At 49.8% G+C, this 23,155-nt stretch carries 23 protein-coding genes; 2 read left to right on the top strand and 21 right to left on the bottom strand.

The genetic code is table 11. From position 1 onward, the window contains the following. Positions 1 to 45: 45 nt before the first annotated feature. Positions 46 to 1,152 carry a hypothetical protein gene (locus JWZ98_RS07905; RefSeq protein ID WP_205453873.1) on the top strand — a complete coding sequence of 369 codons (1,107 nt, stop codon included), beginning with the start codon at positions 46 to 48 and terminating at the stop codon, positions 1,150 to 1,152. 67 nt (positions 1,153 to 1,219) lie between these two features. Here the strand turns inward: JWZ98_RS07905 and rluB are convergent, their stop codons facing one another. The 9 genes from rluB to JWZ98_RS07860 all read right to left on the bottom strand — a co-directional run bounded on the left by rluB (position 1,220) and on the right by JWZ98_RS07860 (position 9,275). Next, entirely contained in the window at positions 1,220 to 1,942 is a 723-nt protein-coding gene (gene rluB, locus JWZ98_RS07900) for a 23S rRNA pseudouridine(2605) synthase RluB (protein WP_240348354.1), read from the bottom strand. 25 nt (positions 1,943 to 1,967) lie between these two features. Beyond that, on the bottom strand, positions 1,968 to 2,882 hold the full coding sequence (gene scpB / locus JWZ98_RS07895) for an SMC-Scp complex subunit ScpB (protein ID WP_346015190.1): 915 nt from the start codon (positions 2,880 to 2,882) through the stop codon (positions 1,968 to 1,970). A 193-nt stretch (positions 2,883 to 3,075) separates the two neighbouring features. After that, positions 3,076 to 3,897 carry a ScpA family protein gene (locus JWZ98_RS07890; RefSeq protein ID WP_205453871.1) on the bottom strand — a complete coding sequence of 274 codons (822 nt, stop codon included), beginning with the start codon at positions 3,895 to 3,897 and terminating at the stop codon, positions 3,076 to 3,078. Between the two features lie 2 nt (positions 3,898 to 3,899). Then, entirely contained in the window at positions 3,900 to 4,553 is a 654-nt protein-coding gene (locus JWZ98_RS07885; protein WP_033157440.1) for a site-2 protease family protein, read from the bottom strand. A 6-nt stretch (positions 4,554 to 4,559) separates the two neighbouring features. Beyond that, positions 4,560 to 5,180: an L-threonylcarbamoyladenylate synthase gene (locus tag JWZ98_RS07880; RefSeq protein WP_205453870.1), complete on the bottom strand. Its 621-nt coding sequence runs from the start codon at positions 5,178 to 5,180 to the stop codon at positions 4,560 to 4,562. 101 nt (positions 5,181 to 5,281) lie between these two features. Beyond that, positions 5,282 to 5,968 carry a tRNA (adenosine(37)-N6)-threonylcarbamoyltransferase complex dimerization subunit type 1 TsaB gene (gene tsaB / locus JWZ98_RS07875; RefSeq protein ID WP_205453869.1) on the bottom strand — a complete coding sequence of 229 codons (687 nt, stop codon included), beginning with the start codon at positions 5,966 to 5,968 and terminating at the stop codon, positions 5,282 to 5,284. Between the two features lie 61 nt (positions 5,969 to 6,029). Further along, on the bottom strand, positions 6,030 to 7,865 hold the full coding sequence (locus tag JWZ98_RS07870) for an ATP-dependent DNA helicase (RefSeq protein ID WP_240348352.1): 1,836 nt from the start codon (positions 7,863 to 7,865) through the stop codon (positions 6,030 to 6,032). A gap of 122 nt (positions 7,866 to 7,987) precedes the next feature. Beyond that, positions 7,988 to 8,710, bottom strand: coding sequence for a tetratricopeptide repeat protein (locus JWZ98_RS07865; protein WP_205453868.1), 723 nt, complete (start codon positions 8,708 to 8,710; stop codon positions 7,988 to 7,990). A gap of 25 nt (positions 8,711 to 8,735) precedes the next feature. Continuing rightward, positions 8,736 to 9,275: a hypothetical protein gene (locus JWZ98_RS07860; RefSeq protein ID WP_171694768.1), complete on the bottom strand. Its 540-nt coding sequence runs from the start codon at positions 9,273 to 9,275 to the stop codon at positions 8,736 to 8,738. A gap of 321 nt (positions 9,276 to 9,596) precedes the next feature. Here JWZ98_RS07860 and JWZ98_RS07855 point away from each other — a divergent pair, with 321 nt between their 5' ends. Next, positions 9,597 to 11,009: a PhoH family protein gene (locus tag JWZ98_RS07855; protein ID WP_033157479.1), complete on the top strand. Its 1,413-nt coding sequence runs from the start codon at positions 9,597 to 9,599 to the stop codon at positions 11,007 to 11,009. Between the two features lie 5 nt (positions 11,010 to 11,014). On the opposite strand, the gene JWZ98_RS07850 is transcribed toward JWZ98_RS07855, so the two are convergent. From JWZ98_RS07850 to JWZ98_RS07795, 12 genes are all read right to left on the bottom strand, one after another. Next, the gene (locus tag JWZ98_RS07850; RefSeq protein ID WP_205453867.1) at positions 11,015 to 12,112 is read right to left on the bottom strand and encodes an AI-2E family transporter; all 1,098 of its coding nucleotides are present in this window, start codon (positions 12,110 to 12,112) and stop codon (positions 11,015 to 11,017) included. Positions 12,113 to 12,184: 72 nt separating this feature from the next. After that, entirely contained in the window at positions 12,185 to 12,484 is a 300-nt protein-coding gene (locus JWZ98_RS07845; RefSeq protein WP_033157434.1) for an STAS domain-containing protein, read from the bottom strand. Positions 12,485 to 12,528: 44 nt separating this feature from the next. Beyond that, positions 12,529 to 13,731 (bottom strand): methyl-accepting chemotaxis protein, encoded by a 1,203-nt coding sequence (locus tag JWZ98_RS07840; protein ID WP_205453866.1) that lies wholly within the window; start codon positions 13,729 to 13,731, stop codon positions 12,529 to 12,531. Between the two features lie 4 nt (positions 13,732 to 13,735). Next, the gene (locus JWZ98_RS07835; RefSeq protein WP_205453865.1) at positions 13,736 to 14,797 is read right to left on the bottom strand and encodes a chemotaxis response regulator protein-glutamate methylesterase; all 1,062 of its coding nucleotides are present in this window, start codon (positions 14,795 to 14,797) and stop codon (positions 13,736 to 13,738) included. Positions 14,798 to 14,806: 9 nt separating this feature from the next. After that, positions 14,807 to 15,445, bottom strand: a complete 639-nt coding sequence (cheD, locus tag JWZ98_RS07830) for a chemoreceptor glutamine deamidase CheD (RefSeq protein ID WP_205453864.1) — start codon at positions 15,443 to 15,445, stop codon at positions 14,807 to 14,809. Then, complete coding sequence (locus JWZ98_RS07825) at positions 15,442 to 16,278, bottom strand: protein-glutamate O-methyltransferase (protein WP_205453863.1); 837 nt, start codon at positions 16,276 to 16,278, stop codon at positions 15,442 to 15,444. Before JWZ98_RS07825 ends, cheD begins: the two co-directional genes overlap by 4 nt. Positions 16,279 to 16,302: 24 nt before the next feature. Beyond that, positions 16,303 to 16,812: an STAS domain-containing protein gene (locus tag JWZ98_RS07820; RefSeq protein WP_171694764.1), complete on the bottom strand. Its 510-nt coding sequence runs from the start codon at positions 16,810 to 16,812 to the stop codon at positions 16,303 to 16,305. Further along, positions 16,812 to 17,555, bottom strand: coding sequence for a ParA family protein (locus JWZ98_RS07815; protein WP_240348265.1), 744 nt, complete (start codon positions 17,553 to 17,555; stop codon positions 16,812 to 16,814). The genes JWZ98_RS07820 and JWZ98_RS07815 overlap by 1 nt, the downstream gene beginning before the upstream one ends. A 14-nt stretch (positions 17,556 to 17,569) precedes the next feature. Beyond that, complete coding sequence (locus JWZ98_RS07810) at positions 17,570 to 18,076, bottom strand: chemotaxis protein CheW (protein ID WP_033157428.1); 507 nt, start codon at positions 18,074 to 18,076, stop codon at positions 17,570 to 17,572. 45 nt (positions 18,077 to 18,121) lie between these two features. Further along, positions 18,122 to 20,467 carry a methyl-accepting chemotaxis protein gene (locus JWZ98_RS07805; RefSeq protein ID WP_033157427.1) on the bottom strand — a complete coding sequence of 782 codons (2,346 nt, stop codon included), beginning with the start codon at positions 20,465 to 20,467 and terminating at the stop codon, positions 18,122 to 18,124. A 42-nt stretch (positions 20,468 to 20,509) separates the two neighbouring features. Further along, the gene (locus JWZ98_RS07800; RefSeq protein ID WP_051670100.1) at positions 20,510 to 21,025 is read right to left on the bottom strand and encodes a chemotaxis protein CheW; all 516 of its coding nucleotides are present in this window, start codon (positions 21,023 to 21,025) and stop codon (positions 20,510 to 20,512) included. A 19-nt stretch (positions 21,026 to 21,044) separates the two neighbouring features. After that, on the bottom strand, positions 21,045 to 23,135 hold the full coding sequence (locus JWZ98_RS07795) for a chemotaxis protein CheA (protein ID WP_205453861.1): 2,091 nt from the start codon (positions 23,133 to 23,135) through the stop codon (positions 21,045 to 21,047). Between the last annotated feature and the right edge of the window lie 20 nt (positions 23,136 to 23,155).

Here is a 23,155-nt window from a genome sequence, read left to right as displayed (position 1 = left end):
TTCAATGCCGTGTAAGCATAATCTCAAGCCATTTAGAGCAGAAAAATGTTGAAGAATTTTTTTAAGAAAAAAGTTACGACAATTGAGACGGCAACTAACTATCCAGCGGTCAATCTCACACCAACCGACTTAGAAGAACTCAAAAAAATATTAAGAGCAGCACTTCCGAATATCCAAGCAGAACATAACCCGCTTGCTTGGTCTTGGGATCCGGATTTATGGGTGTCCGGCAAATTGCATTACCTAATCCCGCATGAGGTCGCTACTACAAAGGATATTGCCGAATTTCTAAGATATATCCGTACCGCGTCGCTGACTTTTCCAGGCGGACCATTCATTTGGGATCTCAATTCGCTGGACAATTTGGTGTTTCTACCAACGAGCCACGCGGAACGAAAGCAAAAAGCGGGTATCTTTGCCGCAATTTATTCGGCTAGCGACGAACCATACCAAGCCTACTGCCAATTCGTGGCAGAAATTCTAAGAAACATCAAGAACAACCATGACGAAACCTTAGCCAATACCGAGAACAGTGTGCAAAGGCGAGCATTGGCCGCTATGAGATCGGCGGCTCAAATTTTGGATTTTCAACGTAGTTTGCGTGCTGGACTTGTCAGCACAAGTCCCGAAAACGTCAAATACTTCTTAAGCGATACCGACGAACTCTTGTTCGGCAGGCCTGATAAGCCGGCAACCGTAAAGGTCAAATTCCAACAAGAATCGGTATCGGTAGCTCTCCCAGACTACGTGCAAATGTCTAAAACGCCTGCAGACCAAATTGTTGCTACTTTTGGCGATCAAGACAGCTGTAAACTTGAGGTATCAAGAACCCACGCCGCCGGCCTGGAATATCCTGAGGAGTTTGGAGTATATCTGGTAAAAAAATTTGGGGAACAGCAAGGGATAACAGTCGAGTATTCAGCTGACGGCAAGGCGATAATTCCCGTCCCGCCTTTAATAAAACAAGAACGCGACCAACTTTTTCAGGTTTTTCATTTCACGATCGGTACTAAGCGAAGCGTATTCACCATGACCCTGACATGTCCTCCGCTACAAAACCTTCCGGAACAAGAAAAGACTCGAATCAACCAAATCATTAATGGGGTGATCGCAACGCTGACCGAAGAGAATCCGACCTCAAAACTCCACTGAACTATTAAGATCATCACGCCGCAGCGGACACGGCTTGCCGACTGCGGTATCGATTAGTTCAACGGGACTACAACCCCACAAACTCCATCAAAGCCGCCAATTCCTTGGCCTCCAATTCATAAAACGAATGCGCTCTAACCCGCTCCGGCAAGGTCACATCGCCGTAACGCACCCGAATCAGTCGGCTGACTTTAACCCCCTGCGATTCCCACAAACGGCGGACCAAGCGGTTACGACCCTGTTTTACCGTGGCGTAAAACCATTTATTGGCGCCTTCGCCGGCATAAAAGCTGACGTCTTCGAAATGCGCGGGGCCGTCGTCCAGTTCCACGCCTTGTTTCAGGCGCGCCAGCATCGCGTCGTCGACTTCGCCCAATATCCGCACCGCGTATTCGCGCTCGACTTCCTGAGCCGGGTGCATCAAGCGGTTAGCCAGTTCGCCGTTATTGGTGACTAAAATGAGGCCGGAGGTATTGATGTCCAAGCGGCCAACAGCGATCCAGCGGCCGACTTGCAGCCGTGGTAGCTGGGTAAAGATCACCGGGCGGCCTTCCGGGTCGCGGCGGGTGACCAGTTCGCCGACCGGTTTGTGGTACACCAGCACCCGGGTCGGTTGCTCGGCGTATTTTTCCCATTTAACGATACGACCGTTGATTTGCAAATGGTCGTCCGGCTTTAAATGATAGCCCGGCTGCACCGGGTTGCCGTTGACAGTGAGCTTGCCTTCTTCGATCCAGCGCTCGATTTCTCGACGCGAACCGACACCGGCACGCGCCAGCAACTTCTGGATGCGCTCGCCGCCGGCAGGCGCGGCTTTAGTGGAGGGTGAGCTTTTCGGCGCCGAGGCCGGCTTCGGCTTGTGAGTCGAACTCGGTTTCCGCTGCTGCGGTTTCTGGGTCCGTTTGTCCTGCGGGGCTGACGGGTTGTTGGATCTCGGCGGTTTGCGGTCTTTCACTGTGGTCCTGCTCAGGTTGCGGTTGCGGCGAATTGCCGAAATCGAAATTGACGATTTCTTCCAGCGTCGGTAATTCGCTCAATGAGGTTAAATTGAAATAATCCAGAAATTGTTTGGTGGTGCCGAACAAGGCCGGCCGGCCCGGTACTTCCTTATGGGCGATAACTCGAATCCACTCGCGTTCCAACAGGGTTTGAATGATGGAACTGCTGACGCTGACGCCGCGAATATCCTCGATTTCGCCGCGCGTCACCGGCTGGCGGTAGGCGATGATGGCCAAAGTTTCTAACAGTGCACGCGAATAACGGGCCGGCTTTTCCTCGAATAAGCGGGTGACATAAGGCGACAGGCCCTCGCGCACCTGAAACCGGTAACCGCTGGCTAATTGCCTAAGGCCAATCGGCCTATCGGCGTAATCGCGGGCGATTTCATCCAGGGCCATTTGTACTGACAAGGTATCGGGTTGCTCCAGTTCCGGAAAGGTTTCCTGAATCTGCCTGATCGTCATTGGCCGATTGGCGGCAAACAAAATAGCTTCCACAATGCGCTTGGTGTTCATGTCGCACTCTTTAATTATGTCGGGCTGTAGTCGGTGGCGTTCGACCACGATGGGTTCGTAGGTGCTGGCGCGAATAATCTCGGCCCAACGCTGCGGTAAACGGGTTGCGCGCCTAGACTCGCTAACGGCCGCAGCCTCCGGCACGGGTGCTTGCCAACTACTCCGCCAACCCGGCAACAAGCGCACCGCGTGCCCACGGGAAATTGGCAAAACCACGGGTTTACTTGGTTCTTGGCTTTGAACAACCGCAACGCGCGGCTCGCTAGTCCAGATAGCCGGAAACCGAACGGACCTCCGCTTGACCGGCACGAATATCGTGACCGGCTCGGGCTTGCTGCGAGGTTTGCGGGGCGTTCTGGGTTTGGCTGCGGGAATAACATCATCGACGACGGTTTCGGCTAACGGTGAATCAATCCCCGGTGCCGCTATCGAGGCGGATTCTGACCTGAATGCCGGCGTAGGGTTCGGATTGGAAGATGTCGATGATGCGTTCCTTGGAGAGTTCAAGGATGGCAAGAAACGCGACAACCACTCCGTTTTTTCCTTCACTTCGGGTAAAACACGCTGCGAAAGGGAGCTGATTTGCTCCGTTAAGTTTTTCCAAAATGGCTGCCATTCGTTCACGGACTGATAGGGGTTCTTTGGTTATTTGATGATGGGTAAGCCTCTCGGCGCGCTTCAAAATGTCCTGGAAGGCCAGCAGCAGTTCCTTGAGTTGCACATCCGGCAAAATTTGCTGTACATCCACGGTTGAAGTGTCGACGCCGAATTCAAAGGTATCGCGCTCGTTTCTGGGCAGCAGATCGATCTCTTCGGCCACTTTTTTGATCGCTTCGTATTCCTGCAATTTGCGAATCAAAAATGCTCTGGGGTCCTCTTCTTCCTCTTCGCTTTCCGGTTGTCTGGGCAGCAGCATCCGCGATTTAATCTCCGCCAGCAGCGCGGCCATCACCAGATATTCAGCGGCCAACTCCAATCGCAGGTTTTCCATCATGTCGATGTAGGCGATATATTGCCGGGTAATCTGGGCGATGGGGATGTCGAGAATATCCAGATTCTGCCGGCGAATCAAATACAACAGCAAATCCAGCGGCCCTTCGAACGCATCCAGAAACACTTCCAGCGCATCCGGCGGAATATAAAGGTCTTCCGGCAAATCCTGATAAGGCTGGCCTTGCACCAGCGCCAGAGGCGGCAGCGCGGCTTCAACCGGTAGTGATACTTCGTTCAAAACTACATGCCCGCCAAACTAAAAAATAATTGTTGGGCGTAGTACATCGGATAAGCCAGCAAATATTGCAACACGTCGGTAGCGAGTAATATCAACAAAAAAATAAAACCAAACCGTTCCAAACGATTGTATTGCCAGGCCCAATAATCCGATAGCACTCCGGACAAAATCCGGCTGCCGTCCAAGGGCGGAATCGGCAGAAGATTAATCAAAGCCAAAACCAAATTGATGCTGATGCCTGCTACGCCGCTGTAAATCAGCGGAAAAGAGATGTATTCAATTTCCAACATCACACCGATTCTAGACAGCAAAGCCCAGGCCGCCGCCATCAATAGATTAGACAGGGGGCCGGCTACAGCCACAATCGCCATGGCTTGGCGCGGTTTTTTAAACGCGCGGGGATCGACCGGCACCGGCTTGGCCCAACCGAACACGAAGCCAGTAAAGGTCAGCAATAACAAGCCGGGGATAATCAAGGTGCCCAGCACATCAATGTGTTTGAGAGGATTCAGCGTTAAGCGGCCTTGGTCGGCAGCGGTGTTGTCGCCTAACTTCTTGGCCACCCAGCCGTGCGCCACCTCGTGACCGGTGATCGCGAAAATCACCGGCAAAATCCAAACGACGATCCTTTGTATCAGGGTTAATTCGTCCATCATGGCCTTTTACTCCAACATCGGCGCAATACCGATACCTTGCCGAACAATGTCAATCGACTTGTCGCCGCAAGCGATGACGGTCGTGGGTTGATATTCGATCACGCCGACATCTATGACCAGGGCCAACTCTTTTTCCAGCCGCTTGCGGATTTCGTAAGGATCGGCCAAGGGCTCGCTATCGCCGGGCATCATCAAGGTGGATGTCAACAACGGTTCGCCAAGCTGCTCGACCAAGGCTTGAGCCACCGGATGATCAGTGATCCTGACGCCTATGGTTTTCTTTTTCGGATGCTGCAAACGGCGCGGCACTTCGCGCGTGGCATCCAGTAAAAACGTAAATGGGCCGGGCGTCAGCTTTTTGATCAAACGATGCGCTTCATTGCCCATTTTGGTAAAGTTGGAAACCTGCGATAGGTCGGTACACAACAGCGTGAAGTTATGATTATCATCCAGCCGGCGCAGGCTGCGAATTTGATCCATCGCCGCCTTATCGCCAATCTGGCAGCCCAGTGCGTAGGAAGCATCGGTGGGATAAACGATGACCCCGCCGTTCCGCAAAATATTAACGGCTTGTTGAATCAAGCGCGGCTGCGGGTTTTTCGGATGAATTTCGAAATATTGCGCCATGGGCTAAAAATATCGGCTTAGGTAAAACGCCATTGTACCTTAGAAGGCGCTTAAAAACGTCGCGACGCAGTTTTAGCGGCTGGTCAAAGAGGCTAGCTCACTTATCTTTCCGATTGTTTTTTTGCCACTTTATCGCGCAGATAAACCGGCATGGCTTGCTCGACAGCCACGGCCAAACCATTGGCAAAACCGTAAGCGCCTAATTGCGCGACACAGCCGGCACGCGGCCAGACTTCGACCTCAACTCCCAGCACACGCTCGGCTAAACGCTGGCCCAACTGCTCCGCATAAACGCCCCAACCGGAACCGACGCCAAAGCCAGCGTGATCGGGAAATATCACGTCGCCGGCGGGCGTCACGGCTTCCGCGCCGTATAACTCCGCCAAACCTAATTCGTTACGTTGATACACACCCCAAAAAATTTCGTCCATCCGTGCATCCATCGCCGTAAAACTCAGCTCAGCATCGGCGCGACGATTAAAAAAATCTTGGGCGATTGCCGCCAACGTCGAAACCGGCACCACCGGCAAATCGGCACCATACGCAATGCCCTGCACCACGCCGCCGGCAATTCTGACACCGGTAAACGAACCGGGGCCGCGACTCAAACCGATAGCGTCCAGTTGTTGCGGTTTGAGCTGGGCATCGGCCATCAATTCGTCGATCATCGGTAAAATCAATTTGGTATGTTCGCGCGGCGCGACGGCAAATTTTTCCCGAATCTCGCCATTGATAAACAAAGCCGCCGAGCAAGCGTCGGTGGAGGTTTCTACTGCCAATAATTTCAAATCTGTACCTCTGTCAACAAGATGCCGGAAACGCTAACGCTTATTCCGGCCTACGCAATGTTCAATGTGATTCTTCCAATGCAAAAAACCGCCGCACATCCTCGATCTCGCGGCTACGTTTCATCGCCGGCACGCTATCTAAAAACATTTGGCCGTAGGAGCGCTTTAATAATCTGGGGTCGCAGACCATCAGCACACCGCGGTCGTTGACGTCGCGAATCAAGCGGCCCACTCCCTGGCGCAGCATAATGATAGCGCTGGGGAGTTGATGCTCGAAAAACGGGTTGCGGCCCTGCTTTTCCATCGCATTCATGCGAGCTTTCAGCACCGGATCGCCAGGCGAGGCGAACGGCAGTTTATCGATGATCACACAGGATAAGGCGTCGCCGCGTACGTCGACGCCTTCCCAGAAACTGGCGGTTGCCAACAATACTGCGTTGCCCAATTCCTTAAATTGATCCAGCAATACGCCTTTAGATTTTGTCCCTTGTACCAGGATGGGATGGTCGAGCTTGCCTTCCAACAATTGCGCGGCGCGTTGCAAGGCACGGTGGCTGGTAAACAGAAAAAACGCCCGACCCCGGCTGGCTTCCAGCACCGGCAAGGCGAACTCGACAATTTTGTCGGTAAAATCGGGGTCACTGGGCTGCGGCAAACCTTTCGGGTGATAAAACAAGGCTTGATTTGGGTAATCGAACGGACTTTCCCAGCTCTGGCTGAGCGCACCGCTCAAGCCCAAATTCTTGGAAAAATGCACGAAGTTATTCGCAACACTCAGGGTTGCGGAGGTAAAAATCCAGGTGGCTTTGTGCCGGGCCATGAAACCACGAAATTCCTTGGCAATATCCAGCGGCGTGCGGCTGAGCGTGAACGACTTGCTATAAGTCTCGTACCATTTGATCCACTGCCCGTCCTTGTCGTTGATCAGCGTTTCCAGTTGCGCGTCCAGCGCTTCGGCCCTATCGAAGCAAGATTCCAAGCCTTTGCTGCGCACCGAGGCGCGCTCCAGTTGATCGGTTAGCCGGGCCAATTGCTTTTGCAAGGATTCCAACGCGCCGGCGATTTTGGGGTTGGTTTCGATGTCTTGCCAGTCGCCGCGGCGCAATTCCAGGCCAAACGCTAGGCGTAAATCCTTGACTTCGTGTTGCAGGTCCTCACAGGCGGTGCGCAAATCCGGCATGTCCTTGGCGTCGGTGAAATACTCGGCCAGGCTGTCGTCGGCCAAATCGACCAGTTGTTTGCCGCTAATCGTCACGCCCAAAAAATTGGAGGCGGTGTCGGCCAGTTGATGGGCTTCGTCGATAACGACGACTTCGGCATCCGGCAGCAATTCACCGAAGCCGGTTTCACGGATCGACCAATCTGCGCAGAGCAAATGATGATTGACCACCACGATCTCGGCTTCCTGGGCCTGCTTGCGGGCTTTGGTTAAAAAGCAATCGGCATAATCAGGGCAGTTCTGCCCCAGGCAGTTGTCGGTGGTGGAAGTGGCGTGAAACCAGATCGGATCGCCGTCATGCACGTCAGCCACTTCCGAGACATCGCCGGCCTTGGTGCGTTTCGACCAAGCCTTGATCTGCGCCAACGCCGCCGCGTCTTCCTGGCTGTAACCGAACGCGGAATTCAAAGCCTGTTCCAACCGGTAGGTGCACAAATAATTAGCGCGGCCTTTTAACAAGCTGGCTTTGAACGGCCGTCTGCTCAAGGCTTTGCGGATCACCGGCAAATCCTTGTTGAACAATTGATCTTGTAGATTTTTGGTGCCGGTGGAAACGATGACTTTCTTGCCGGACAGGATCGCAGGAATCAGATAGGCAAAGGTTTTGCCGGTACCGGTGCCGGCCTCGGCAATCAGGTTTTGCTGGGACTCGATGGCGTAGGCGATTTTTTCGGCCATCTCGATCTGCGCGGCGCGCGGCGAATAACCGCTGATAACCTCGGCTAAGGCGCCGCCGTCGCCAAAAACATCGGCCAATTTGCTGGCGGCACCGGCAAGCGCCGTCTTGGAACTGTCAACCACTAGCGACCGAAAAAGCTGTCCGCCTTGGCTTTAGCTTCTCTGGCCCCTTGGGCATTTTGCTGCATTTGCCGGGCTTCGGCGATCAACAACCAGCTTTTGCGTTTCAAATCCAGATCACCACCAGCCAGCAAAGCGGCCTTGCCGGCCAATTCTTCGGCAAGTTGCGGTTTATTTTGCTTGATTCTGAGCTGCGCCAGCTTGTAAGTCAGCGTGGGGTTGCGTGAATCGATGCGTAGCGCCCGTTCCATCACGACCACTGCAGCATCCAGGTCGCCACTATTACGGCTACGGTCTGACTCGCTAATTAAAGCTACTACAGCCGGCGGCGTGCCGCTGGGGATGCGCGCGTCTTCTATAACAAACCTTGGTGCCGGCGCAGTTGCTGTAGCCACCGCCGCAGGAGCGGGTGCCGCTAGAGCCGGACTGGCTGGCGCAGGCGGCGGAATATCGGCCGGCGGCATCAACGGCTCGGCACGAAAGGTCGGCAGATTCGGTTCATCTTTAAAGTTATTGCTGACACTTTCGATAGGATAGGTGGCGGTATCGGGACTAGACACCGGTTTTTTAGCCGTAGTTGCGGGAGCTTTGTTTGCCGCTGATTTTTTAGCCGGGGCTTTTTTGACCGGTACACTGCCGGCCACCGGTGGTTCTGAGCCAGGATTACTACACGCCGTTAATATCAGTAACAGAGGGCACAAAATTAACAGAGATTTTTTTTTCATTTACGATTTGAGTAGCCAAGTAAAATTAAAACAGTTCGATTTCATCGTCGTCGCTTTGCCGATTTGCTTGTTGAAACAAGGCTAGCGCTTCATCGACGCTTTTGCCCTGATGGATAGCATCAAACATCACTTTTTCAGACTCCATAGTGTACTGGTTGCGAATGCTTTCCTGAAACTTATACCATTCGGCAGGATTATATAACCTCTGCGGCGTATCGATGATGACCGACAAGCCTTTTAGATTGTTGGACACGTGTTGCAAGCATTGCTGCAGGCGATCATAAAACTGGAACGCCACAATCGCCGAATAGATTTTATCCTGGGTCGCCTCGCAATGCGCCAGAGCCTGGTCGCGGCTCTCGCTCTGCTGAAAACTACTCAGTAACTGATGAATATTTTTCATATCTTCAACCATACCGGTAAACGAGTCGGCCAAGGCTGAGACCGACTCATCACCGGCTTTCATGCTGCCCTCAACCTGAGCAACCGAAACGGTCAACAGCTTGATGGTTTCCCTAATCTGGCTCCAACCCAAGTCTGGCTGGCTTGATGGTGAAAGTGTCATAAATAACTATCCTAAAAATACCGATACAAATAAAGTTGTCGCGACATATGCGCCCTATTGTAACCGACTATACAAAAGCAATGACGACGGCTTAAGTATAGAGAAACTGGAGATTAGTCGATTATTGGCGCCGGTATTTTTAAAAAACCCGGAATTGACGGTGAAATCGCACTACTCTTTTGCATAGGGTAGCAACGCTTATCGGGCACAAGGCAAGCGATAGCTCGGTTGACGATAACTCTGCACTTGGAGTAGAAATACCTTTAGCGCAGCACCGGGTTTGCGTTGAAACCGCCTTTCCACGCTTTTTACAAGGATAATATGAATATTCAATCCGCCGGCAAAAAATTGTTCGTGTTGGACACCAACGTACTGATGCACGACCCAACGTCCATTTTTCGCTTTCAAGAACATAATGTTTTCATTCCGATGGTGGTGCTGGAGGAATTGGATCACGCCAAAAAAGGCTTATCCGACGTATCGCGCAACGTCCGCCAAGTTAGCCGGTTTTTGGACGAATTAATCCGCGATGCCGATCAACAAACCATCAACGCCGGGCTACCGCTGTCGCGCATCGATTATGCTCGGAACGGCGAGCGAGAATTCGACGGCCGTTTGTATTTTCAAACCCGGCAATTGTCGCATCTACTCCCTGCCGACCTACCTGGACAGATTGCCGATAATTCTATCCTGAGTATCGTATTGGCCTTGGGTAAGGAATACCCGGATGTGAATGTAATCCTGGTCTCCAAAGACATCAATATGCGCATCAAAGCAGCCGCGCTACAGATTACTGCCGAGGATTACCATAACGATCAAACCATCGAAGATATAGACCTGCTCTACACCGGCACGATGCCGCTGGACAGCGACTTCTGGGAGGAACACGGCGGCAAGATGGAATCGTGGCAGGAAAACGACCACACATACTACCGCGTGAATGGTCCGCTGGTGGCCGAATGGTATCCCAACCAATATCTGTATATGGAAGGCGAAGATAACTTCGAAGCCATCGTGAAAAGCCGCGAAGGCGACACGGCTGTATTGCAATTGGCCCGCGATTATCGGACCAAACACAATAGCATCTGGGGCATTTCCGCCAAAAACCGCGAGCAAAATTTTGCGTTGAATGCCCTGCTCGACCCAAACGTTGACTTCGTGACGTTAATAGGCTCTGCCGGCACCGGTAAAACCTTGCTGGCACTGGCAGCCGGCCTGTCTTTGACTCTGGAAAGCAAAGCCTATTTGGAAATTATCATGACACGGGAGACCATGCCGGTCGGCGAGGACATTGGCTTTTTACCGGGTACGGAAGAGGAAAAAATGGCGCCGTGGATGGGGGCGTTGATGGACAACCTGGAGTTGCTGGGCAGCCGCTCGGGCACGACCGAATGGGAACAAGGCGCGTCGCAAAACGTCATGATGAACCGGGTAAAAATTCGTTCGCTGAACTTTATGCGCGGCCGGACTTTTCTGAACCGCTACCTGATTATCGACGAGGCACAAAACCTGACGCCTAAACAGATGAAGACCTTGATTACCCGGGCAGGACCTGGGACAAAAATTATCTGCATCGGCAACCTGGCGCAAATCGATACGCCGTATCTAACGGCAACCAGCTCCGGTTTGACCTATGTGGTTGATCGTTTCAAATCTTGGCCGAATAGCGCCCATATTACTTTGCGGCGCGGCGAGCGTTCCCGCCTGGCGGATTTTGCATCCGATAATTTGTAAAGCCATCAAGCCGATGATTGACTGATCTCAGCCTTTGGCCACGCCATTAATACCGCTTTAACCAGCGTGGCCAAGGGTATCGCAAAAAATACCCCCCAAAAACCCCACAAGCCGCCAAAAAACAGGATGGCAACAATAATTGCAATAGGATGCAAATTCACGGCTTCGGAGAACAGCAGCGGCACCAATATGACACCATCCAGCGCCTGAATCACTGAATAGGCAATAAACACATACATAAAATGATCACTGCCGCCCACGCCCCACTGCACATAAGCCACCGCCAATACCGGAAAAGTGACTAATGTCGCGCCGACATAAGGAATCACCACAGACAAGCCCATCAGTACCGCAAGCAACATCGCATAATTCAAACCCAACAACCAGAAGACTATGTAACTGATCGCCCACAGGATAAACACTTCGAGAAATTTGCCTCTAACGTAATTGGCTATTTGCCTATCGACTTCATGCCACACTCGCAGGCTAAGACTGGTATCCCTTGGTAGAAACTGTACAAACCAGCCCAATAAAACCTGTTTATCTTTCAGAAAGAAAAACACCATCAACGGCACCAAAAACAAGTAAATGATCACCGCCACCAATCCGACAAACGATTGGGCGGAGCCGGAGATCAAATCCTGACCATACTTGAGCAAGTCTTGCTGAATGGAAAACATGATTTCGCGAATCCGGACTTCCGAAATCAGTTCCGGGTGGCGTTCAGGGAAGCGCATGATTTCGGCTTGGGTACTGGAAACAATCTCCGGTATGTGTTGCACCAGTTGCACGGTTTGCTCGGACACTATCGGCACGAGCACGAACAACACAAAACCCAGCACAGCCATAAACGCAAAGAATACGAGATGCACCGAAATCAAACGACCGAGTTGACGCTGTTCGGCTTTAACCACCAGCCCTTCCAGTAGATACGCCAACACAATCGCCACAAAGACCGGCATCAGCAAATCCAGCAAGCCGTATATCAATAAAAAGCCTCCCAGCAAAACTATGGCTAGGGAAACAACTTGGGAATTGGGTAGAAATCGCTGGAAAAAATTTCTAATGAAATCGGAACTGGAAAAGTCAGTCTGCTGGTTCATGGATTGTTGGCGGCTACGCAAACCGTTGTCGGTTTGATCGCGCCATTAGGTTATATAAAAAAGCGGGATTGCTCAGGACAGTGTAAATAATTTATCAAAATTAGCGATTTCCAAAATTTTTTTAACTTCGGTACGCGAATTTTTAATCCGTATTGCCGACTTATCACCCGCCATCTTATCTCGCAGAACTAACAGCATGCCAAGGGCGGAGCTATCTAAGTATTCGGTACCGATCAAATCCACTTCTATCAACTTCACGCCACTTTCAACCAGCTTGGTGGCTTCGCGAAACTCGTTGTGCACGCCGAAATCGAACCGACCGCTTATTTTAATCGACAGCACTCCCGCATCAACACGTGCATCAATACCCATATTCTTTAACCTCACAAATTTTCATGTCATCTCTTACCTTTAGCCTAAAACAGATCCACATCGCCTTCCTCCATGGAAGATTGCGACACAATGTGCGATTTTCTGACTTGCCACTGTTGCTTCATGATTTTCAAGCGATCCGAGCCTTGCCGTAATTGGTCACGCCAATCCGTGCCGCCACCGGTCTTAAATACCCCCAAACCTATACTGACCTCGTCGGATAGCGAACCAAAATGTTCTAAATTGAATTGTAAGTATTCAATCAATTGCCGGGCCATATCCTCAAATTGCAGACCTCTCACCGCATTACCCACATTGAACTCGATTTGATTGGTCAGTTGGGAAATTTCGCCGACATTGTTGGAGATATTGGCATTAATGATGGCGATATCATCCATCATCTTGTCGATACTGGCTTTGGAACTAATCGCCACATTCATGTCTTTGGAGGCCATTATTTCGATCATGGTTTGCGCTTCGCGGATATTATCCTTGGAGGCCTTCACCACGCGCTTAATTTCCTCGCTGAACTTATCGGAGTTTTTTGAAAGATTCCGCACTTCTCCCGCAACCACTGCAAAGCCTCGACCGGCTTCTCCCGCCCTGGCTGCTTCTATGGCGGCATTCAGAGCCAACAAATTGGTTTGATCGGCAATCTTCTGCACATCGCCCAATAGTTTCTCGACATGAGCCATATGGCCCCCAACATCATTGATGACCGCGACCATTTCCATGCTCTGCTTACTGATTTGCAGAATATGGTCGATAAAAAACTGCAGGACATCATCGGTTTCCTGAGCAAAACTCGTGAAATTGATACTACTACGCCCTTTGTCGGTACTTCCTTCCAGATCAGCTACCAACGAATATACTATTGATGACTGCCCGGACGTCAAACTAGCCAAGCTATTGAAGCTGTTGGACATCGTAGTCACCGCATCGGCAAGCATGGATTTGAGCTGTTCCAATTCCGCGCGAAAATAGGAGGCTTCTTGGTCGATACAATCTTTCAAATGCAGTAAATAGTCATCAATCGCGCGCACCAATTCGGCTTCGCTTAGACCCTTGCTGTTTGTCAAGGCTGACACTTGCGCACGTTGAGCACGAAATGCTTTGACCATCCACAACATGGTTGCGATGGGGGCGGCTAGCCAATAAACCAGCGCGTTGGACGAAAGCAACGGCAATAACAAAACTACCAGCGTGAATAAAACCAGAAGCGCGTTATCTTTTAGGAACTGCAACATATTTTCAATCCACCAGGGCCAGGATTTTTTCCGCTATTTTCCCCAAGGATAACACATGATGCGCGGCTCCCAGTTTGTAGGCCTCGCCGGGCATGCCCCAAACGATACTGGATGCTTCATCCTGCACTATGTTGACGGCCCCGGCCTCGCGCATCTCAAGCATGGCTCTGGCACCATCCGCCCCCATGCCCGTCAACATAACCCCAACCGCATTGCTACCCACATTCTCGGCAACTGATCGAAACAGGACATCCACGGAAGGCTTATGTCTGTTGACAGGTGGACCATCATCAAGGCGGCACGCATAACGAGCACCATCTCTCACAACCATTAAATGTTGATCACCTGGCGCTATATAGATATTTCCGGGCAATATCAGTTGCCCATCGCTAGCCACGCAAGCAGTCATCTCAGTGGCCTCATTAACATGTTTGGCAAACGAAGCGCTGAAGGCGAGCGGTAAATGTTGGGCAATGACAATCGCCGGCGCCGTCCTGGGCAGGCTTTTTACCAGTTCCTTGACCGCTTCGGTGCCGCCCGTTGAAGAACCCAACGCCACTATTTTATGAGTCGTTTTGAAATGCTTTTTCATCGTACTGGCTGCATTCTCATTCACTGAATTAAGAGCTGGGACATTAACCCGATTGGTTTCCAAAGCTTTGACTTTTGCTTGAGCGGCCATCCTGATTTTACCGATAATCTCATCCGCATAGGCTCGTAAGCCATGGGAGACATCGATTTTTGGTTTTGCCACAAAATCAACCGCACCTAGCGCTAACGCATCAAGGGTGACTTCGGCGCCTTTTTCGGTCAACGTTGAAATCATGACCACCGGCATCGGTCGTAAACGCATCAAATTACGTAAAAATGTCAGACCATCCATACGCGGCATTTCTACATCCAGTGTTAATACGTCGGGATTCAAGGCCTTTATTTTTTCCCGGGCAATAATCGGATCACTGGCCGTGCCGACGACTTCAATATCGCCTGCCTCATTAAAAATTTGCGTCAACATTTGGCGAATTAATGCCGAGTCGTCAACAATCAATAGCTTAATTTTTGTCATCCTGGTTTCCTAAAATAGCTCTACGCTACCTTCAACCGGTGCGTCCTTGATACTGGAACTATATTGCTTCTCGCGCAGGAAGATAGTTTGGTTGTGTAAATCTTTAATTTTTTTCATTCTGACCCGTCCGGTATGCGGAAAGAAATTCACCTTACGCGGATAAATATCGCCCAAATCATGAGAAACCAGATTCAACGCTTCAGTGTCCACATAGTCCAAAACGAATTGAATGTTTCTGGCCCCCACATCACCCAGGGTAGCAATGATTTTGCCGCCGCCGAACAGCTTAACTTCCAGGTTTTTACGCTTACCGCCATTTTGCAAAATAGCGTTGATCAAATGTTCCATCGCGTAATTGCCATAGCGAGAAGCATTGCCTACGACAGCTTCGTCTCTGGCATTCAAGCGACTTTTACTGGTCTCCGGCAACATGAAATGATTCATACCCCCCACGCCGGTCACCACATCCCTGATACAGGCTGCCACGCAAGAACCCAGCACAGTCGTAATCATTTCATCCTGTTTGGTGACGTAGTAATCACCGGGCATTAATTTTGCCGCCACTATTTGATTTTCTTGATCCCAATATCGATTGACGTTTTCGAAGCCGGCGATAAGCGGTCTTTCCACATGTCGCACATGACTCACTTAATCGACTTCCTGTAGATGGTGTTACCTATCAAACTGAATCCGGTATCGAGCTGATGCAAGGATTCTGAATGTCCAATGAATAAATATGAACCCTCTTCCAATAAACCGCAGTAACGATTCGCTAACATCGCCTTGGTTTCCCGATCAAAATAGATCAAAACATTTCGGCAAAAAATAAAATCAAAATACCCTTTCAAGGGCCACTCCTGCATCAAATTCAATTGTTTAAACTCTATCAATTCTTTCAATTCCGGCTTAACGCGCACCTTGTTCGCTTGTGCACCCACACCTTTTTGAAACCAGCGCTTAAGGCGTGGCTCGGCTATTCCTGTCACGCGATCAGCCATGTAAATACCGGCTGCGGCGGTGGCCAAAACATTCGTATCAAGATCGGTAGCCAGAATATTGATAGTCCAATCAGCCGGAACGCTTTCCTTCAAGGTCATCGCCAAAGAATAAGGCTCCTCACCTGTTGAGCAACCTGCGGACCAAACTTTAATCTGTTTAGTCCCGGCATGTTTTTTAAGCAAGCCCGGTACAACCGTCTTGCTTAAATATTCAAAGTGGTGATTTTCGCGAAAAAAAGAAGTGAGGTTAGTGGTGACAGCATTAATAAATTCAGTAAACTCAGTATCCGGGTTGTTTTTCAAATAGTGACAATACTGTTTGAAGCTGGTGAAGCCCAGCATGCGGACCCGTTTCGACAACCTCGAATAAAACATATCGAATTTATCGTCCGGCACCAAGATTCCGGAATATTGGTTGGATATTTTCCTTAGAACGTCAAAATCTGCTTGGGTATATTCAAACTCGCGCGCTTTTTCTTTCATTTTGTATATTCGGGTAGTACCCCATCAAAAGAAGCCGGATGCAGCCTGATCAACTTCCAACATTTCGGCAATCCCCAACAACTCCGAGGCTTCAATAAACTTATCGGAAGGAAAATCGATAGAAACGGATTTCTGCAAGCCAATTGCAGTCTGCTTTAAAATCAATAACAGTTGCAGAGTTGCGGTATCTATCATCGTGACGCCGGAAGCGTCGATATCGATAGCCTCAAAATTGCTGAGCATCTGCGTTAAGCGCTGGTGGAGAGCCGCGACATTTTGAATATTCAGTACCGGATCCAATACCAAAACCGCTCGCTCACTTTGAGAGGCGTATGGATCAGAGCCGTCGGCCGGCACTTGATCCAAGTCTGTCTCAAGGTTTGACCCTGTTTCTGTCGAGCTCGCAAGTTCTGTCGAACTGTCCGCTTCCGCTTCACTAACTTGGGCTTTTTGTGAGTCGTGATTGAAATCTGATCGATGCATCCAGGCCAGAGGATCGTAACCGATCAAACTATCTTCATTTTGTTCCGCCATTACATCATCCTCCCTTCTAAAAAGTCTTCGGCAAGTGCCATAAAATCTCGTGCGGAACGGCAGCCCGGGCGATATTCAAAAATGGTTTTACCAAAACTAGGGCACTCTGCGAGTAAAGCCGTTTCCCGAATGGTGGTCGCCAAAATTTGCCCAGGGAAGTATTTTTGTATGACACTCAATACCTCCTTTGACATGCGTCTGGCCGGAATATACCTGGACATGACCAGGGAAAATTTGTAGGGCCTTTTCAAAGCACTTTCAAATTTCCTGATGGTTCCCACCAAATGCGACAAGCCTTGCAATGCCAAATAATCACTGGTCATCGGCACCAATATTTCATCGGCGGCAAACAAGGCATTGGCCACCAATACCCCGGAAGAAGGGGGACAATCGATAAAGATAAAATCTTCATCGCGATTGCCGTCAAGCAAAGCTCTGCGAAGCAGATCGCCACGTCTGGCTCCACCATCCGTCAATTGCTCAATTTCCTGCAATCTTGGACCGGCAACCACCAAATTCAGATTCTTTCTAACCGGAATTGATTGCTCCGCGAGACTCGCCCCTTCCAACAAAACCTTATCAATCCCACTTGTTTGCGTATCTACGGAACCTAGCGAAACGGCCAAATGACTCTGCGGATCAAAGTCTATCACTGTAATTTTCTTACCGAGTTTAGCTAGAGCGTGGGTCAAATTGACCGAAGTGGTGGTTTTTCCTACCCCGCCTTTCTGGTTAAGGACCACTACAATCCTCGCGCTCATTTACCCTCGGCAATAGCAGCAAGCCCGGCAATACCGACAAACTCTTCCGGATTTAAAAGCTTATCGACATCCAATAACATCACCATATTTTTCTTGCCGACGAACATGCCGCGCATATATTGAGTATTGATTTTCGACCCCAAATTCGGCGCTTCTTTTATATCGGACAGCTTAATATCCAACACGTCGGATACGGCATCAGCGACGATGCCCATCACCGAAGTACCGGAAGCAGTATTGACACTCATCACAATAACGACCGTCACCGGGGTATATTCCACTTTTTGCATCTGAAAACGTTCGCGCAGATCGACAATCGGCACTATGGAACCGCGCAAATTTAACGCACCTTTTACAAAATCAGGGGTATTGGGAATTTTTCTAATGGGCTCCCAGCCTCTAATTTCTTGGACTTTCAAAATTTCGATGCCATATGCCTCGCCTTCCAACTCGAAAGTCAGAAATTGCTCAACGTGCTGATTGGATTCTAAATCGGCTGTCATGGCGGCTATTCCCTATCTAATGGTTTGGTCAATCAAGCAACTCCGCTAAAAATCCTGCCACTCGTCGTCGGCTTGTGAGGTTTGCTTAAAACTACTCGGCTGACGAACCGCTGGCGATGATGCCATTCTATTGGCCTCTGCACGAACAACACTGGCACTATCGGCTTGATGAACGACTTTTTGCTGCCCGGATTTTTTTTCTGTTTTGAAAAACGCCAACATCTCGACCATATTCGTCGACAAGTCGCTCATTGAAACACTGGCGGCAGATGCTTCTTCGGCTAAGGCCGCGTTTTGTTGGGTGATTTCGTCCATTTGCGCAACAGCCTGATTCACCTGCCCTATACCCGCAGACTGCTCAATACTTGCATCGGCAATCTGGGCGACGATATCCCCCACCTTCTGCACACCTGCCACAATTTCGTTCAGCGCTTTACCGGTTTCGTTCACAAACTCGGTACCTGCTCTGACTTTTTGCACACTGGTTTGAATCAGCTCTTTACTCTCCCTGGCTGCCGTGGCACTGCGTTGCGCCAGATTTCTCACCTCTGTGGCAACAACGGAAAAGCCTCTACCTTGCTCGCCTGCTCTGGCTGCTTCCACTGAGGCATTCAAAGCCAACAAATTGGTTTGGAAGGCAATTTCATCAATCACGCTGATGATGTCAGCGATTTTATTACTGCTCTCGTTGATTTCCTGCATGGCGGAAACCGCCGCCTTGACGACATTCCCACCTTTTTCAGCCAATTCTCTGGCGTTATTGGCCACTGCGTTAGCTTGCTGAGCGTTATCGGCGTTATTTTTTACAGTACTGGTCAACTCTTCCATGCTGGCGGCAGTTTGCTGCAAATTCGCAGCCTGTTGCTCGGCGCGTTGCGATAGATTGTTATTACCGCTGGCAATTTCTTGGGACGAGTTGTTAATAAAATGAGCGGACTCGCTAACCTGACCGAAAATTTCGTTCAGTTTATCGATGGTGGTATTAATATCGTTCTTGCAGTTTAAATAAACCCCTTGGTAGTCACTGGTGATTCGATTGGTCAAATCTCCAGAAGCCATACTTTGCATGGTACTGCCAACATCTCGGAAGACATTTTCGATCACATCGGTCAGTTCGTTGATGCCTTCGCTGAGCGTTTCAAAAAAGCCTTGTTTGTCGGCCATCTCAATCCGGCTGGACAACTCACCCACTTTGACAGCTTCCACAATGCTGGCAATTTCCTGCTCGATTTTTACTTCATGCGTTCTATCCAACCACTCGACCACGATGCCGATACGCTCGTTTTCGTCGTTCTTAACCGGGTTGGCAACGATATTCATGTGTCTGCCGCCAATCACCAACGCAGAACTAAATGTGCTGGATAGGTTTGCCAACAGGCCTCGTTGGTGAGCTGGTTTTTTATGGAATTGATCGATGTTGGCGCCCATGAGTTTGCTGGCATTGAAGTCAGGCAATTGCTTGCGAATGTCCGCTTCCGCATTTTGGAACATATCGGCTACTGTCTTGTTCATGTAGATGATGTCTAAATCATTGTTAGCCACCATGACACAGGACTGCACATTGTCGAGCGCCTGTTTGATGCGCATCGCTTCCGACGCTACCTGTTTGGAATAAGCCAAATCGGAATTCAATTTAACTTGCATGCCGTATAAGGCCCGATAGAAATCGCCGATCTCATCACCACGGTCCAAATCTATAGTATTCCGGAATTGCTCATCCGCCATCCGATAAGAAATACGTATCGAATTCTCTAGAGCCTTTACAACACTGCGAATCACCGAATATCCCAATATTGAGGCAAATCCGGCCAAGCCCAAAAACAGGAACATCTCCGGGTATTTTTGTTCGATATAGTGATCGTAAATGGAATTGATCGTCGGCAACAAAAAGATCAGGTAGATAATCCCCACTTTTTTCCACAAGCCCAGTTCCAGTAATTTCTTGATGAGCGCATTAATCCCCGTCGGCCGTATTGTGGCTTTATTGGCATTTAGTTTTTCATACAAAGATTCGGCTTGTTGGATTTGTTCCCGGGATGGCGCGTAACGAACCGACAGGTATTCCTGCACTTTGCCATTCTTGAACACCGGCGTTACGTTTGCTTCCACCCAATAGTAATCTCCGGTCTTGGTCCTGTTTTTGACGGGTGCGGTCCACGGGCGCCCAGCCTTCAAACAATTCCATAAATCTTCAAATGCCGCCGGCGGCATGTCAGGATGACGAACCATATTATGATTCGCCCCCACAAGTTCATCCTTGCTAAAGCCGCTAATTTCGATAAAAGCGTCGTTTGCATAGGTAATAATGCCTTTTAAATTGGTGCGCGTGACCAAAATGGTGCCTGGCTTCATTAAGACTTCGCGATCAGTCACAGGGTGATTGAGTTTCATTGCATATCCTCCATTACAACCCAGCCATAAACAGCTCTTTTTTTAACTTTCATCTTCACCATCCAGGCCATCAAGTTTTAATAATTTATCTACATCCAACAGCATCACCATTCGGCCATTTACTGAAACCAGGCCATTGATAAATTCAGTACTGACTTTTGCACCAAAATTCGGCGCGCTTTGGATACTTTTTTTATTGACATCGACAACGTCTGAAACTGAATCCACCACGACCCCGATGATCCTGGTTTTATCGGCCATGTGTGCTTGCAAGACCACAACGACCGTCAAAGGCGAATAATCACTGTGTCCCAGTTGAAATCGCTCGCGTAAATCAATGATAGGCACTATCGCACCGCGCAGATTGACCACACCTTTTTCATAAGCCGGCACATTAGGAATTCGCGATACCGGCTCCCAACTGCGAATCTCCTGAACTCGCAGAATATCTACCCCATATTCTTCCTGGCCCAAGGTAAAGCTTAAAAACTGCAAACTAGTATCCAAGCGCTTTGCATCTTGCTGGTCAGTGTTGCTGAGTTCGATTATTTCCGACATGACACGCTTTAGGTTAGGTTTATTGATTGGCTAAACGCACGAGACCGGGGATATCAAGAATCAGTGCCACCGAACCATCGCCCAGAATAGTTGCGCCGGATACCCCGTCAATCCGTCGATAATTCGCCTCGAGCGACTTGATTACCACTTGCTGCTGGCCAAGCAGATCATCCACGAACAATCCGCAACGCAACCCTTGCCCTTCGACAACCACAATTAAACCTTCGGTTAGCTTGGTGGTTTTCGCGGTGGGTACGTTAAAAATTTGATGCATTCTGATAATCGGCAGATATTGGCCGCGTAACAGGAAAGTTTCGCCTTTGCCCGCTACTCGATTGAGCCTGTCTTCCTTGACATGGAGTGACTCGATAATAGAACCCAAGGGTAATATGTAGGTTTCGTCGCCAACCGCAATCGACTGACCATCCAGGATAGCCAGAGTCAGCGGGAGATGAATGGAAATGGTGGACCCTTTGCCTAACTCGGAAAGGATTTCTATGTTGCCGCCCAAAGCCTGGATATTACGTCGCACCACATCCATCCCCACGCCGCGACCGGAAATATCGGTAAGCTTTTCGGCCGTAGAAAACCCCGGCATAAAAATCAGCTCGTATGTTTGCTTATCGCTTAAGATCGCATCGGGATCGATCAAACCTTTTTCAATGGCTTTGGCCCTTAATTTATCTTTGTCGAGGCCTTTACCATCGTCAGTCACTTCAATCACGATGTTCCCGCCGCGATGATAAGCTTCAAGGGTAACCGTACCCGTCTCGGGTTTGCCGGCCGCGAGCCTGACATCGGGCATTTCAATGCCATGATCCAAGCTGTTTCTGACTAAGTGAACCAAGGGATCACTGAGCAGTTCGACGACTGTCTTATCCACTTCGGTGTGTTCACCCACCAATTTAAGTTCGATTTTTTTACCTAGTTTGCTGCTGATATCATGCGCCAGCCGTGGGAAACGGCTAAACACGAAACTGATAGGCAGCATGCGAATGTTCATCACACTTTCCTGCAGTTCGCGGGTATGCCGCTCTAGCTGAGAAAGTCCGTTTTTCAATTGATCAAGTTTATTCAGTTCGAAATGTTCGCCTAATAAGCTGAGCATGGATTGCGTAATGACCAACTCCCCTACCATGTTAATCAAGGTATCGATTTTGCTGGTATCCACGCGAATGGAACTTGAACCTTTCGGTGCGGCTTTTGCTTCCTCTTTTTTGCCGTTTTTACGCTCCAGCGTATTCGACTCAGATTCTCCGGTACTTGCAAACTCAGGGCTGATGTCTCTATGAACGCTGTTTGTAACGGGCGTTATAGCGATGTCTACTGAGACCTGGGCTTGCGCAGAACCTGTGGACGTTTTGTAGATCGGTTGTTTAGCCAAATCGCAATCGTCCTCGACCCAATCGAAAATCTCGTCAATTTCCGCCTCCGGAATATCGCCCGAAACACGCAATTTCCAGGACAAATGACACTCTTCCGGATCCAAATCGTCAAGATCGGGTACACCTTGTAAATCAACGGTTGTCGTCAATTGGCCCAGGGCTGCCAACTCCCTGAACATCCGTACCGGTTCGTTACCGGTCTTCAACAAATGTAAATGCGGGCTGAAGGCTATCACCCAGCCGGCGATTTGTTCAGCTTCTTCAGCCGGCAAATCCGCAGCACTTTTTGACGCCGATGTGTCCGGAGCGTGTCTCCCTGCAGGGGAACTGGGCACTGTATTATTTAGCTCGTTATCCAATGCTAATTTATGCCCAGCGACATCAGACTGATCCACTTCACTGCCGTTTTGTATCGATTGCAGCATATCTCTCAGACAATCGACTGACCCCAACAATACATCAACCGCCGGTTGCGTGATCTTTCTGCGGCCGTCGCGCATTTCATCAAGCAAGGTCTCCATGACATGGGTAAAGTCGGAAACCGCGGTAAAACCGAAAGTTCCGCTACCGCCTTTGATCGAATGCGCGGCGCGGAAAATGGTGTTGATGTCTTCGACGTTAACATCCCCCAAATCAAGGTTGAGCAATCCCGATTCCATCGCGTCAAGTCCTTCGAAACTCTCTTCGAAAAAAACCTGATGAAATTGCGCCATATCGATTGACATAGAATTACCCGGTGCTGATG

The sequence above is a fragment of the Methylomonas sp. EFPC1 genome (assembly GCF_016925515.1).
GTDB lineage: Bacteria > Pseudomonadota > Gammaproteobacteria > Methylococcales > Methylomonadaceae > Methylomonas > Methylomonas defluvii.
The sequence above is the reverse complement of the archived record's forward strand: the minus strand, read 5'-3'. Positions and strand labels throughout refer to the sequence as shown.